General features: G+C 52.4%; 15 protein-coding genes. 9 read left to right on the top strand and 6 right to left on the bottom strand.

Annotation, left to right across the window (positions count from 1 at the left end; genetic code table 11):
- Nucleotides 1–179: 179 nt before the first annotated feature.
- On the bottom strand, nt 180–593 hold the full coding sequence (locus tag BN3277_RS21460) for a hypothetical protein (protein ID WP_059046246.1): 414 nt from the start codon (nt 591–593) through the stop codon (nt 180–182).
- Between the two features lie 171 nt (nt 594–764).
- Between BN3277_RS21460 and BN3277_RS21455 the strand changes: the two genes are divergently transcribed.
- Nucleotides 765–1,154, top strand: coding sequence for a DUF423 domain-containing protein (locus tag BN3277_RS21455; protein ID WP_059046244.1), 390 nt, complete (start codon nt 765–767; stop codon nt 1,152–1,154).
- A gap of 72 nt (nt 1,155–1,226) precedes the next feature.
- On the opposite strand, the gene BN3277_RS21450 is transcribed toward BN3277_RS21455, so the two are convergent.
- Entirely contained in the window at nt 1,227–1,802 is a 576-nt protein-coding gene (locus tag BN3277_RS21450; RefSeq protein WP_059046243.1) for a hypothetical protein, read from the bottom strand.
- Nucleotides 1,803–2,010: 208 nt separating this feature from the next.
- Here BN3277_RS21450 and BN3277_RS21445 point away from each other — a divergent pair, with 208 nt between their 5' ends.
- From BN3277_RS21445 to sufB, 6 genes are all read left to right on the top strand, one after another.
- On the top strand, nt 2,011–2,484 hold the full coding sequence (locus BN3277_RS21445; RefSeq protein WP_059046241.1) for a Dps family protein: 474 nt from the start codon (nt 2,011–2,013) through the stop codon (nt 2,482–2,484).
- Between the two features lie 306 nt (nt 2,485–2,790).
- The gene (gene sufC / locus BN3277_RS21440; RefSeq protein WP_059046239.1) at nt 2,791–3,573 is read left to right on the top strand and encodes a Fe-S cluster assembly ATPase SufC; all 783 of its coding nucleotides are present in this window, start codon (nt 2,791–2,793) and stop codon (nt 3,571–3,573) included.
- Between the two features lie 19 nt (nt 3,574–3,592).
- On the top strand, nt 3,593–4,894 hold the full coding sequence (gene sufD, locus BN3277_RS21435; RefSeq protein ID WP_059046237.1) for a Fe-S cluster assembly protein SufD: 1,302 nt from the start codon (nt 3,593–3,595) through the stop codon (nt 4,892–4,894).
- A complete protein-coding gene (locus BN3277_RS21430; protein WP_059046235.1) occupies nt 4,891–6,111 on the top strand; it encodes a cysteine desulfurase in 1,221 nt (406 codons plus the stop codon). Before sufD ends, BN3277_RS21430 begins: the two co-directional genes overlap by 4 nt.
- Nucleotides 6,111–6,533, top strand: coding sequence for a Fe-S cluster assembly sulfur transfer protein SufU (gene sufU, locus BN3277_RS21425; protein WP_059046233.1), 423 nt, complete (start codon nt 6,111–6,113; stop codon nt 6,531–6,533). The genes BN3277_RS21430 and sufU overlap by 1 nt, the downstream gene beginning before the upstream one ends.
- 22 nt (nt 6,534–6,555) lie before the next feature.
- Nucleotides 6,556–7,953 carry a Fe-S cluster assembly protein SufB gene (sufB, locus tag BN3277_RS21420; RefSeq protein ID WP_059046231.1) on the top strand — a complete coding sequence of 466 codons (1,398 nt, stop codon included), beginning with the start codon at nt 6,556–6,558 and terminating at the stop codon, nt 7,951–7,953.
- Between the two features lie 59 nt (nt 7,954–8,012).
- Here the strand turns inward: sufB and BN3277_RS21415 are convergent, their stop codons facing one another.
- The 4 genes from BN3277_RS21415 to BN3277_RS21400 all read right to left on the bottom strand — a co-directional run bounded on the left by BN3277_RS21415 (nt 8,013) and on the right by BN3277_RS21400 (nt 10,878).
- Entirely contained in the window at nt 8,013–8,471 is a 459-nt protein-coding gene (locus tag BN3277_RS21415; protein WP_059046229.1) for a CBO0543 family protein, read from the bottom strand.
- 48 nt (nt 8,472–8,519) lie between these two features.
- Nucleotides 8,520–8,858, bottom strand: a complete 339-nt coding sequence (locus BN3277_RS21410) for a L,D-transpeptidase (protein WP_059046227.1) — start codon at nt 8,856–8,858, stop codon at nt 8,520–8,522.
- 154 nt (nt 8,859–9,012) lie between these two features.
- On the bottom strand, nt 9,013–10,044 hold the full coding sequence (locus BN3277_RS21405; RefSeq protein WP_059046224.1) for an HD-GYP domain-containing protein: 1,032 nt from the start codon (nt 10,042–10,044) through the stop codon (nt 9,013–9,015).
- An 81-nt stretch (nt 10,045–10,125) separates the two neighbouring features.
- Nucleotides 10,126–10,878, bottom strand: a complete 753-nt coding sequence (locus BN3277_RS21400; RefSeq protein WP_059046222.1) for a molybdenum cofactor biosynthesis protein — start codon at nt 10,876–10,878, stop codon at nt 10,126–10,128.
- Between the two features lie 137 nt (nt 10,879–11,015).
- Here BN3277_RS21400 and BN3277_RS21395 point away from each other — a divergent pair, with 137 nt between their 5' ends.
- Together BN3277_RS21395 and BN3277_RS21390 are read left to right on the top strand one after the other, a co-directional pair.
- Nucleotides 11,016–12,449 (top strand): bifunctional metallophosphatase/5'-nucleotidase, encoded by a 1,434-nt coding sequence (locus BN3277_RS21395; RefSeq protein WP_059046220.1) that lies wholly within the window; start codon nt 11,016–11,018, stop codon nt 12,447–12,449.
- Between the two features lie 36 nt (nt 12,450–12,485).
- Nucleotides 12,486–13,313: an undecaprenyl-diphosphate phosphatase gene (locus tag BN3277_RS21390; protein WP_059046218.1), complete on the top strand. Its 828-nt coding sequence runs from the start codon at nt 12,486–12,488 to the stop codon at nt 13,311–13,313.
- Nucleotides 13,314–13,345 lie beyond the last annotated feature (32 nt).

Genomic DNA, 13,345 nt, shown 5'->3' with positions numbered 1-13,345 from the left:
TGGTAGTTGATACGAAATAATCAAATGATAGAAAAAAACAACTTCTCATTATTTTATCAAAAACAATGAGACAAGGAAAAGCCCCAAGACTGCGTCATCGAAACCCGCAGGGCTTGGGGCTTGAGACGGCTGCCCGCTAAGGGCAGCCCGGTTGGCGCAAGAGTCGCCCACACCGCTTGTTACGAGGCGACAAGGCTGCCCATAATGAATAACATCACAAGCAGGAGCAGGGACAACGCCGAAAAAATCGTACCCAATATCGCAAATACTTTGCGTCTGTTTTTGATCGCCAGGCCGATGATGCCCAGAATCAATGCGATCAAGTCCAGCAAGCCGGACACGAGGAATAGCAAAATGCCAAGCAAAGCGCCGGTTCGCTGCATCAAGTCCTCGGCAATCACGTTCGCGGGTTGGTCCACGAGGTCCAGTACAGTGGACGTAATCAGCGTCAGCGAAGCGATATAGCCGATCACGGCAAGCAAGCTCAGCACGAAGGAAGCGATGCCGGGTCCGGAGAATTTCTTCCGATAAGCAGGCTCAAACGGTGCCTGGTAAGGTGAAACGGGGTCTTGCTCCGATTGGCGATAATCCATCCTAAAACTCCTTTAATCTTGGTATAAAAACCTACTCAAGATCATCTTTAAATATCCTTCCGAAAATTGCAAGGATATTTTTGGCTGGAGTTACGGTGGAAATCAAGAGAAGCCCTGCGGTATGATGGACGTGAAGCTTGTGGAACAAACGAGAGAGGGGCGAAAGATATCGTGCAGCGAAAATATGCAGGAATCGGGGCCATCGTGATGCTGCTGGCCGTGGCGCTAGGCGCGTTTGGCGCTCATATCCTGAAGGAGAAGATCGGGGAGTCTGCGATCGGAACTTTCGAGACGGGGGTTCACTATCAAATGATCCACGGCATCGCGATGCTGCTGGCCGCGCTCTTTGCGGGCAAATGGGGAGAATCCCGTCGCCTGTTGTGGGGCGGACGGCTGTTCCTGATCGGCGTGATTTTATTTTCGGGCAGCTTATACGGACTTGCCGCATTAGACTGGCGATGGCTTGGTCCGGTGACGCCGCTGGGGGGCGTAGCTTTTCTGGGAGGTTGGCTGCTGCTCGCGCTGGAAGCCTGGAACAGCACAGCACGAGCTGGGAAATAAAGAAGGGCTGGCGAACCTGATGAGCAGGAACGTCAGCCCTTTGCTATGATGCGGATATGGAGCCATCGCTTTTTAGGTATCCAAAAAGTCGATGACCTCGCTCAGTTTTAACGTGTATACTTGCTTCTCGTCAACGTGGTACACGTTCAGCGCGTAAGTTTCCGGCAGGAAGTTCAAAATCCGGCATGGAATACTCGTCCGCTTGCCGTTTCGGTTCACGTAGAGCCGGACCAGCTTGTTCGCGGTAATGTAGCTTTGGATCCAGGCCTGAAATTCCTCGCTCGCCGCAATATCCTTGAAGTTCCCCGGGGCCGAAGCGGCGGGTTCGCTCTTTTTCTTCTCGGCGGCAGCCGAAGGTTTTGGGGCTTCCTTCCCGCTGTCCTTTGCGGTTTCTTTTGTGCTGTCCTTTGCCGTGGCCGCTCTGGCTTTATCGATGCGGGACTGCTTGCGGGAAGCCAGGGTCGACTCAATGATGCGTCCCAATTCGATTCCGGAGTTGATGCGGTAATCTATGATGTCTGGGCCTTCGTTCAGCAGCTTCAGCAACGCTTGTAAAGCCAGCGGGTTCGTAGAGCCCTTGATCAGAATTTCGACGTTGAACAAATAGCCCAATTCTTCCTCATGATGTTGACCAGTCTGATTGTCCATAATTCCCCCAAAAATAACGTGTTAAGGCAGAGAAGGCGATCCTTTCTGTTGAAAATACCCAAATAATCATAGCACCACTAATACAACAATCATAGTCTAAATTTAAGAAAAAAATACGAAGCTTGGTGCGGACCCGACTTTGTGTTTCACGGCACATGAATTGGGGTAAGATATGGACATCTTATTTTATAGAAAGCAGGGGATAAGGATGGCCAATTCGGAAGCGAAATCTACGGGGAAAACCAAGAAGTCGAGCCTGGAGCAGCTGTTGAACGAACAGGTCGCCAACTTGAACGTGCTTTATGTGAAGCTGCACAATTATCACTGGTATGTGAAAGGAAGTAACTTCTTCCGGCTGCATGTCAAATTTGAGGAGCTATATAATGAAGTTTCTGAGCAAATGGACGCCATCGCCGAGCGCATGCTGACTCTGAAATGGAATCCGTCGGCAACGCTTAAGGAATACTTGGAGCTGGCCACCATTCAGGAAGCTGTCGGGAAGGAAGAACCGCAAGCAATGGTACAGCACGTGCTTGAGGACTTGGCAACCTTGACCGAGGCTTATCAGGAAGGCATTACACTGGCCGATCAGGCGGAGGATCCTGCCACCAGCGATCTGCTGACCGGATACGTTGGAAGTCTGGAGAAACACATGTGGATGCTCCGGGCCTTTTTGGATTGATTGGATGCGAAGGAAAAAAATAAAGCATCGCACACTAGAAGGACTTGGCCGCAAGCAAGGGCCGGGTCCTTTTGTTTGGGGGAACCTGGAAATTCTGACTTGTCTGTGACAAACGGTATAGCACCAAGGCTTATATCCGCAGGCATACGTTGCTTATGCTAATAAAGTAGGTTAGAATGAAGTGAGAATCAGTGAGAATCACTTAGAATCATTCTAATGTGATAATTGTTATGATATAATGGCAAGAACAAGGGCGGCGTCCCTGGGCAAATAACGTTAATTTTTCTGGATGGAAGGAGCAGTCAAATGGCAACGCATTTTGTAGTTGAAGGACTTAAAGCGACAATCGAGGAGAAGGAGATCCTGAAAGGGATCAATCTTGAGATAAAAGGCGGGGAAATCCACGCCATCATGGGTCCTAACGGGACCGGGAAAAGTACGCTGGCTTCCGCGTTGATGGGCCATCCGAAGTATGAGGTGACGGACGGCAAAGCGACGCTGAACGGCGAAGACGTGTTGGAGATGGCCGTTGACGAGCGCGCTCGCGCCGGTTTGTTCCTGGCGATGCAATATCCTAGCGAAATCGCGGGTGTAACCAACTCGGACTTCCTGCGCAGCGCCATCAATGCCCGCCGTGGCGAAGGGAACGAAATTTCCCTGATTAAATTCATTCGTCAAATGGAAGAGCAAATGAAAGTGCTGGAAATGAATCCGGAGTTCGCGCACCGTTATCTGAACGAAGGCTTCTCCGGCGGGGAGAAGAAGCGGAACGAAATTCTGCAAATGCTGCTGCTTGATCCGAAGATCGTGATCCTGGACGAAATCGACTCCGGCCTCGACATCGACGCCCTGCGGATCGTGGCGAATGGTGTGAATTCCATGCGCAACGAAGACCGTGGATTCTTGATTATTACCCACTACCAACGCCTGTTAAACTATATCAAACCGGACTTCGTCCACGTGATGATGCAAGGCCGCATCGTAAAATCCGGAGGTCCTGAGCTGGCCGAACGCCTGGAAGCCGAAGGTTATGATTGGGTCAAGGAAGAGCTGGGCATCGTGGACGAGACGGTTGGTCAAGAAGCCTAATCGGAAGGAGGAGTAGAGAATGACGACACAAACCGTACTTCCGGTAGAAGCGGAGCAACTGAAACAACTGTCCGCGAAGCGCGGCGAACCGGACTGGCTGACGGACAGCCGGACGAAGGCGCTGCAGCTGGCGGCAGAACTGGAACTGCCTAAATTGGAAAAAACACGTTTGGATCGCTGGAACCTCAACAATTATGGAACGCTTGGCGAAACCCGCGCGGAGAAGCTGCAGCAGCTTCCCGAGAGCGTTCAATCGCTGGTTGATTTAACTGAGCAAAGCAATTTGCTGGTTCAGCGGAATGCTGACACGATCTTTACCCGACTGGCTCCGGAGCTGGCTAGCCAAGGCGTCATCTTCACCGATTTGGAAACCGCGGTGCGGGAGCATGGCGATCTCGTGAAGGCCCATCTTCACAGCGTGGTGAAACCGGACGAAAATCGAATGTCCGCATTGCATGCAGCCTTGTGGAACGGCGGGGTTTTCCTGTATGTTCCGAAGAATGTCGTGATCGATACGCCGCTGCAAAGCATCTTCCTGTTGGACGATGCGGGATCCGCATTTGCACCGCATGTCTTGATTGTGGCGGAGACGAACAGCCAAGTCACTTACGTTGATAACTATATTTCGGTTAACTTAAACGGCAATATCGTGCATAACGGTGCAGCCGAAGTCATCGTTAAGCCAGGTGCTAAAGTTCAATTTGCTACGGTTCACCATTTAGGGGAGCAAGCAACGGATCTGACGTATCGCCGCGCCGTAGTTGAGAACGACGGCAGCATCGAGTGGATCATCGGCGAAATGAACAGCGGCGATTCGGCAAGTGAAACGCTGTCGATTCTGAAAGGGAACGGCTCGACTTCCGATGCAAAGGTGATCGCGGTGGGTGCCGGCAAACAACGCTTGAACTATACGACGAAAGCCGTCCACTACGGCAAGAGCTCGGCCAGCCAAATGATTACCCGCGCGGTCATGCGGGAAGAGGCGACCGCGATCATCAACGGGATTACGAAGATTGAGAAGGGCGCCACCAAAGCGGACGGCCAGCAAACCGAGAAGGTGCTGATGCTGAGCCCGAAAGCTCGCGGGGACGCGAACCCAATTCTGTTGATTGACGAGGATGACGTTACGGCAGGACACGCGGCTTCCGTAGGGCAAGTGAATCCGGAACAAATCTACTACCTGATGTCCCGCGGGATTACCCGTGCGGATGCGGAGCGCTTAGTTATCTACGGCTTCTTGGCGCCCGTCGTATCCGATATCCCGCTGGAGCCGTTGCAGAAGCAATTGCAAGGTCTGGTGGAAAGGAAGTTGGGGCAATGAGCATCCACGCCGAAGAGCTCAAGAAACAATTCCCGATATTACAGCAAGACATCAACGGGCATCCGCTCGTTTATCTCGACAGCGCGGCTTCTTCGCAGAAGCCGGCCGTTGTTATAGAAGCGTTAAAGCATTATTACGAATGGGACAACGCGAATGTACACCGCGGTGTCCACACGCTGGGCAGCCGGGCAACCGACGCTTACGAGAACGCTCGCGAGAAGGTCGCCCGCTTTATCGGCGCGGCGCGCCGGGAGGAAATCATCTTTACCCGAGGCACCACCACGGCGCTGAATTTGGTTGCTTCCTCTTACGGACCGGCGAATGTCGGAGAAGGGGACGAAATCGTCATTACTCCGATGGAACACCACAGCAATCTGATTCCTTGGCAGCAATTGGCCTTGAAGAAGAAAGCCGTGCTCAAGTACATTCCGCTTCAACCGGACGGCCATATCGATCTGGCGGATGCGGAGAAGACGATCACCGCCAAGACGAAAATCGTGGCAACAGCCTACGTGTCTAACGTCCTTGGCGTTGTGAACCCTGTGAAGGAGCTCGCGGCCATCGCCCACCGCAACGGGGCTGTGATGGTCGTCGACGGCGCTCAAAGCACCCCGCATATGAAGGTTAACGTACAGGAGCTGGACGCGGATTTTTATGCTTTTTCCGGCCACAAGATGTGCGCGCCAACCGGAATTGGGGTACTATATGGGAAGAAGCAACTGCTGGAATCCATGGAGCCGATCGAATACGGCGGAGAGATGATCGACGACGTCGGGCTGTATGAATCAAACTGGAAGGAGCTCCCTTGGAAATTTGAAGGTGGTACGCCGATCATCGCGGGTGCGGTGGGGCTGGCTGCTGCCATCGATTTCCTGGAAGGCATCGGACTTGAGGAGATTCACCGGCACGAGGCGAAACTCGCCGCTTATGCGATGAAACGCTTGGCGGAAATTGAAGGGCTGACTTTGTATGGACCCCGCGAGCGCGAAGTGGGCCTGCTCACCTTCAACCTGCAGGATGTTCATCCGCATGATGTAGCGACCGTGCTTGATGCTTCCGGCATCGCCATCCGGGCGGGACATCATTGCTGTCAACCGCTCATGCGCTGGCTTGAAGCGAGCGCAACGGCCAGAGCCAGCCTGTATTTGTACAATACGGAACAGGATATCGACCGACTGGCGGAAGCTTTAATCCAAACAAAGGAGTATTTTGGGTGATGCAACTGGACGATCTGTACCGCCGTGTCATTATGGATCATTATAAAAACCCGCGGAACCGCGGGAAGTTTGAAGAAGGTGCCTTGACGGTTGATCTGAACAACCCGACCTGCGGCGACCGCATTTCCTTGCAGTTGATCGTGGAAGACGATATCGTCAAGGACGCCCGGTTTACCGGCGAAGGCTGCTCCATCAGCATGTCATCGGCTTCGATGATGACGGAGGCCGTCAAGGGTCGGACCTTCGATGAAGCGATGGATCTCGCCGGACGGTTCTCCCGTCAGATGATGGGGGAATCGGTGGATTTTGACGATTATGAAGATCTTGAGGCCTTATCTGGCGTTAATAAATTTCCTGCCCGTATCAAATGCGCTACGTTAGCTTGGAACGCGCTAAAAAAAGGAATCCAAGCGGAAGACTAATCCCCTAAGGAGGTAGCCGAACATGGCCAAAAAAGCACCGGAATTGGAAGAGTACAAATACGGCTTCCGGGATGAACATAAGGCGATTTTTCAATCGGGTAAAGGTTTGACACGTGAAATCGTGACGGAGATCTCCCGCATTAAAGGCGAGCCGGAATGGATGCTGGAGTTCCGCCTGAAATCGCTCGAGCAGTTCGAGAAAATGCCGATGCCGCGTTGGGGCGGCGACTTGAGTGAGCTTGATTTTAACGATATTCAATATTATGTAAGACCATCCGAGAAGCAAGGTAAGACGTGGGAAGAAGTCCCTGCGGAAATCAAGGAAACCTTTGATAAGCTGGGGATTCCAGAAGCCGAGCAGAAGTTCCTGGCCGGCGTCTCCGCGCAATACGAATCGGAGGTCGTATATCACAGCATCCAGAAGGACCTCGAGGATCAAGGCGTTATCTTCATGGATACGGATTCCGCTTTGCGTGAATATCCGGAACTGTTTAAGGAGTATTTCGGAACGGTGGTTCCTGCGGCCGATAACAAATTTGCGGCCCTGAACAGCGCTGTATGGTCCGGGGGCAGCTTCATCTACGTGCCGCCAGGCGTGAAGTGCGAAGTGCCGCTGCAGGCTTATTTCCGGATCAACTCGGAGAACATGGGGCAATTCGAACGTACGCTGATCATCGCCGACGAAGGCAGCTTCGTGCACTACACCGAAGGCTGTACGGCGCCGATCTACAGCACGAACTCGCTGCATAGTGCAGTCGTGGAAATCATCGTGAAGAAGGACGCTCGCGTTCGTTACACGACGATCCAAAACTGGGCTCCAAACATCTATAACCTGGTAACCAAACGTGCGGTAGCCGAAGAGAACGCCAACATGGAATGGGTGGACGGCAACATCGGCTCCAAGCTGACGATGAAATACCCGGCCGTTATCCTGAAAGGCCGCGGCGCAAAAGGCAGCGTGTTGTCCATCGCCGTTGCCGGCAAAGGCCAGCTTCAAGACGCCGGAGCGAAAATGATCCACCTGGCGCCGGATACGACGTCGACGATCGTGTCGAAGTCGATCTCCAAACATGGCGGTAAGGTAACCTACCGGGGTCTCGCTTCCTTCGGCCGTCAGGCGGAAGGCGCGAAATCGAACATCAAATGCGATACGCTGATTCTCGATAACGAGTCCACGTCCGATACGATTCCGTACAACGAAATCATGAACGACAACATCACGTTAGAGCATGAAGCGACCGTATCGAAGGTGTCGGAGGAGCAGCTCTTCTATCTGATGAGCCGCGGTCTCACCGAAGAAGAAGCAACGCAGATGATCGTCATGGGCTTTATCGAGCCGTTCACGAAAGAGCTGCCGATGGAATACGCGGTGGAGATGAACCGGTTGATTAAGTTCGAGATGGAAGGCAGTATTGGGTAACCTTCAATCGAACTCCAATGCATTGCAAAAGCTCGCCACCCCTTGGGGTTGGCGAGCTTTTATGTTTTTCGTACCTTTTTCCAAATCGAGAAATAAACAGTAATTAATGAGTTGCTCAAGAGGTAGGATACAGCGGTCCAGCCCATATTCCATCCCAAATCATATTTGATTCTTTCTGCGGTGAACATAATAAACTCTAGAAGAGTAAGTAATCCCGAGAAGATGATTACTGCTGCGATCGAATTTAATGCTCTTTTCCGTATAAAACGTACCATCAGGCAAGGGACAACTAAATAGATACCGAGGTTTGAAAGGAAGATCGACAAGAATTCAAACCGCTCAGGCTGAAAGGACCACCATCCTATATGGGTTCCCCATTCATTAAAAATAAAGGCAATGAGAGATGAAAAAGGTCCAATAGATAGTAATAGCTCCCTATCTGTATTGAAGAGGTAAGCTCCAAAGATCCATGGAATAATAAACAAAAGGAGAGAGTTGATGAGCATTCGGATCACCACCGGATATAGCTTCTCCCAAAGCTCTTCTCCGTATAACTTAGAACCGGTTTACTTCCGAATCGTCACGCTTGTCCCGATCGGCACGATGCGGGCTAGTTCGATCACATCCGGGTTGTACATTCGGATGCAGCCGTGGGATACCTCCTTCCCGATCGATGAAGGATCATTGGTCCCATGAATTCCGTAGTGCGGCTTGGACAAACCCATCCAATAGGCGCCAAACGGCCCGCCGGGATTCGGGGCCTTGTTGACGATCGTAAACATTCCTTCGGGGGTTTGCGTGAGCATTTTTCCGATGCCTACCGGAAATCCGCGGACAACGATGTTATTGTCCAGCAAATACAGCATCCGATCCGATAAATCCACGATGATGCGGTAATTAGGCATAATTTGCGCTGACCTCCGTCGTTTTTGCTAGTGTATGACGAATAGGCATGAGTTGGTTGGGCGAACGCCGAAAGGATTCATGTTGAGACGATACGGGCAAATCAGCGGCATAAAAAAACCGGGCCTGATCGGACCCGGAGGGAATGATGTCGTATTATAGATAAACCTCTTCGATCGAGATTTCACGTTCTTTGGACAGGTCAACGAAACGGGTATCGGTCTTGACCAGCGGCCGGAAGAAATCCGCTTGGTTGGTCATCACGATGGAACCGATCTCGCCGGAGCTCAGCATCACTTTCTTACCGATAAAATTCGGCAGTAGGTGGCGGATCAGCACTTGGGTTGGTTCCGGGCTCAGCTTGCCGAAGCTGAGGCTGTTGAGCTCGCGCAGCACCGAGAGCAGCTCTTGTTTCGAGCGGTATACCCGGTTCGAGGTCATCGCCGAGTACACGTCCGCAACGGCGGCGATTTTGGCAAACGGATGGATTTCCTTCTCGCGCAAACCATGCGGATAACCGCTGCCGTCTTCCCGTTCGTGATGCTGCAGCGCCACCAGTGCGGAAAGCTCGTCCCCAGTCGAACTCAGGATGATCTCATGACCGTATTCGGTGTGGCGCTTCACTTCCTCATACTCTTCCGGCGTCAGCTTGCCGGGTTTGGTCAGGATGCTCTGCGGGACCTTGCATTTGCCGATATCGATCAAATAGCCCGCTTTCCCGGCCTTATAAGCTTCTTCTTTGGTATACCCCATCCAGGAAGCGATATAATAGCAAAGCATGCCAACTTGCATGGAATGATGGTAGGTATAGTTGTCTTCTTCGCCGATCATCAGCAGCAGGGAGACAACATCCTTCTGGTTATCCAATTCTGAGATCATGGGCTCGAGGAGCTGATCTACTTTCGCTTCGTCGATACTGCCGCTGGTTAGCGCTTCCAAAAAGAGCTCTTCAAACCCGTCCACTGCCTCATTCATATAAGGCTTGGCCCGGTAGGCAGGGTCTTTAGGAAATTCGGCGTCTAAGGTTTGCGGCTCGATATCCACATAGTCGATGCCGTGCTGCATCAATTTGACAATGGCATCACTGCTCAGCTCGCAGCCTTTCTGCAAAACAAAAACGCCGAAATGATTAAATACGTCGTGTTGGAGACGGTCGCCTGGACTGAGTTCCATAATATGTACTTTCAAGGACGATGACACCTCATAATCTTCCAATTTTCCTTAATCATATCAGGAAATAATTGGACTGACAATGAATTTTGTTGCTTGTCAATCACCCGAAAGGAGGTGTTCTCCCGGAACGCGGGGGTCCCATGGCCCAAGCCCATGGCCCTTCCACTCGGAGCCGTCTTCCCAGATCTCCTTCTTCCAAATCGGCACGATTTGCTTCAGACGTTCGATCGCATAACGGCTAGCATCGTAGCATCCGGCCCGGTGAGGTGCGGAGACAGCGATGACAACGCTGATTTCAGCGATATCCACGTGGCCGATCCGGTGGCTGATGGCGCAGCGCGTCCCCGGCCAACGCTCGGCGATTTCGGTACCGATTTGGCGCAGTTTAGCTAAAGCCATCGGTACGTAGGCTTCGTACTCTAGATGTACGGTTCGCTGTCCCTGCGTCCATTCCCGGGTCGTCCCGGTAAAGGTTAATGCCGCTCCGTGGTCGGGAGCGATCACTTTGGCGGTGATCTCCTCCACAGAAAGCGGCTCCTCTGTAATGATAAACCGTTCATCGTCCGTCAGGTCCGATCGGAAGCCTGAGGTTGCTTCCCCGCCGGATACCGGCGGGATAAGCGCGACCTCATCCTCCGCAGTGATCGGCGTATCGCCAGCGGCATACTCCTGATTTACAGCGACAAAGGAAGCGGCAATTAGATTCGCTGCCGAAGGATAGGCTTCCGCCAACGCTTCCTTTAAAGAGGCAGCAGTGATCGGCCGTCCCGGATGCGGGAAGGCAAAGCTGAGGCTGGACGTCCCTATTTGGTCCGCCAACCCCGCAAAAAGGGCAATTTGTATATTCATAGAAGTCTCCTCGGAATGGTTTGTAAGTAATATACATTATAACAAGACAACGATCAATTTTAAGGTATATAATACACAATGAACTCTAAAATTTAGAATAGGCCGAATAGATTGAGAGAGCAAGGGGGCAGTTCTTGATGCCGGAGACGAACCAGCAAACGTTAACGATCTTATACACCAACGATATTCACAGCCACTTCGAAACGATGGGGCGCATTGCGGCGATGATTCATGAATTGCGGGCTGAGGCGCCGGCTTCCACGCTCCTGCTCGATATCGGCGACCATATGGACCGGGCCGCGATCGAAACCGAGGGCACCTTAGGACAGGCGAATGTGGACGTGCTTAACCTGACGGGATACGATGCCGTCACGATCGGTAATAATGAAGGGCTAACCTTTACGCCGGAAATGCTGCGCCAGGCTTACGCAGGTTTGCATAGCACGGTGATTTGCGGCAATATTGTAGAGCTGCAAACCGGACAACCGCCGGCTTGGATGCAACGTCGGAAGGTGGTGCACAAGGCTGGCCTCAAGATCGGGCTGGTGGCGGCGACGGCTGCATTCGCCGAGTTCTATGAGCTGTTGGGCCTGGAGTCCTTAAACCCGCTGGACACGATAGCAAGCGATGTTGGACAACTGAGAGACAAGGTGGATCTCGTCATCGTGATGTCCCATTTGGGGCTGCCGATGGATCGGCAGTTGGCCGAGACGGTACCGGGCATCGACTTGATTATCGGCGGTCACACGCATCACTTGCTGGAGGAGCCGCTGCGTATCGGATCGACGATGGTTACGGCGGCGGGGAAATTCGGCAACTTCTTGGGAAAGGTCGTCGTTCGTCAGATTTCCGATACCGGACGGTTTATGCTGGACGGGGTTTGTTTACCTGTTGTGGAGGGGCCAAAGCTGGAGCAGGTGGAGACGGCCATCGCCTTGCAGCGGGACGCTGCAAAGCTTCGTTTGAACCGGACTGTCGCCATGACGGAACGGGAGCTGCCGGTGTCGTATGAAGCAGAATCACCGTTTGGTAATCTGCTAGCTCAGGCGGTTCGCCGTCATACCGGCAGCGAGTTCTCTCTGGTCAACAGCGGCCAACTGCTGTCGGGCTTGCCAGCTGGCGAAATCAGCGAAGGCATGCTGCATGAACGCTGCCCTTCGCCCATTAACCCCTGCACGATGCAGGTAACTGGCGAGGATATTTTGGCCAGCTTGGAAGAATCGCTGCTGGAGGAGAAGATGGGCAAGGCCATCATGGGGTTTGGTTTTCGGGGCAAGGTGCTTGGCGGCATTTGCGTCGACGGCCTGGAAATCGAATACGACCCCGGTGCGCCTCCCTACGAGCGGATTATCCGGGCAAGCGTGGCCGGCGTACCGCTTCGGGAAGACCAAACCTATCTTGTCGGCACGCTGGACATGTTCACGTTTGGCGTTGGTTACGAGCGGTTAAAGCAGGGAACGGAGAAGCGCTATATGCTCCCTGAATTTCTACGCGACCTGCTGCGCCTTGAGCTGCAAACCGCCGGTGCGGTGGATCGTTGTTTTCAATCCCGGTGGAAAAAAGTAGAATAGCTATAGCGCAAAGTCACACTCGATCAGGAGGAACACATGAGTCTTATTGTCTCGATTATTTTAGCCATTGTGGAAGGTTTAACGGAGTTTATTCCGGTTTCGTCGACGGGACATATGATATTGACGGCCAAGCTGATGGGATACGACGATCAGTCGCCGGAAATGAAAACCTTTGAAATCGTCATTCAGTTAGGTGCGATCCTGGCTATGGCCTGGGTGTACCGGGAACGGATCCTAAACTTGCTTGGCTTAAGCAAAAAAGTGACCGTGGTGGACCGTAATGCCCCCAAAGGCCGGTTGAATCTGATTCATATTCTATTGGGGATTGTCCCGGCGCTGGGCGTCGGTTATGTCTTCCGTGATTTTATCAAAAGTCTGTTCAGTTCCCAAACGGTGTTGTGGGCACTTGTGGTTGGCGGCATATTTATGATTTTCGCCGAATGGTTTAATAAGAAGAAAGCGACGATTACCGCTCCGGAAATGGATCAGCTTACCTATAAACAGGCATTGTTGATCGGTTTATATCAATGTATCTCCGTGCTCTGGCCTGGATTTTCCCGATCCGGTTCGACGATTGCCGGAGGGATGCTCAGCGGGGCTAGCTATAAAGCGGCCGCCGATTTCTCGTTCCTGATCGCCATCCCGATTATGTGTGCGGTTTCGGGGTATGAAATGTTGGATTCTTACCGCTACTTGACGTCCGATACGATCGGGTATTTCCTGATTGGGTTTGTGGTTGCTTTTGTGGTGGCCTATGTGGTCGTCCTGGCGTTTCTCAAGCTTATCCAAAGGGTGCAGCTTCGCCATTTTGCGTATTATCGGTTTATTTTGGCTGCGTTGTTCTGGATCTTCATTATGCGTTGACCCGCTTCAAAGGGAAGTGGTGTTCGGTATCA

Origin of the sequence: Paenibacillus rubinfantis (genome assembly GCF_001486505.1) — a bacterium.
Taxonomy (GTDB): Bacteria; Bacillota; Bacilli; order Paenibacillales; family Paenibacillaceae; genus Fontibacillus; species Fontibacillus rubinfantis.
Note: the sequence above shows the minus strand (reverse complement) of the source record. Positions and strands in the feature narration are given on the sequence as shown.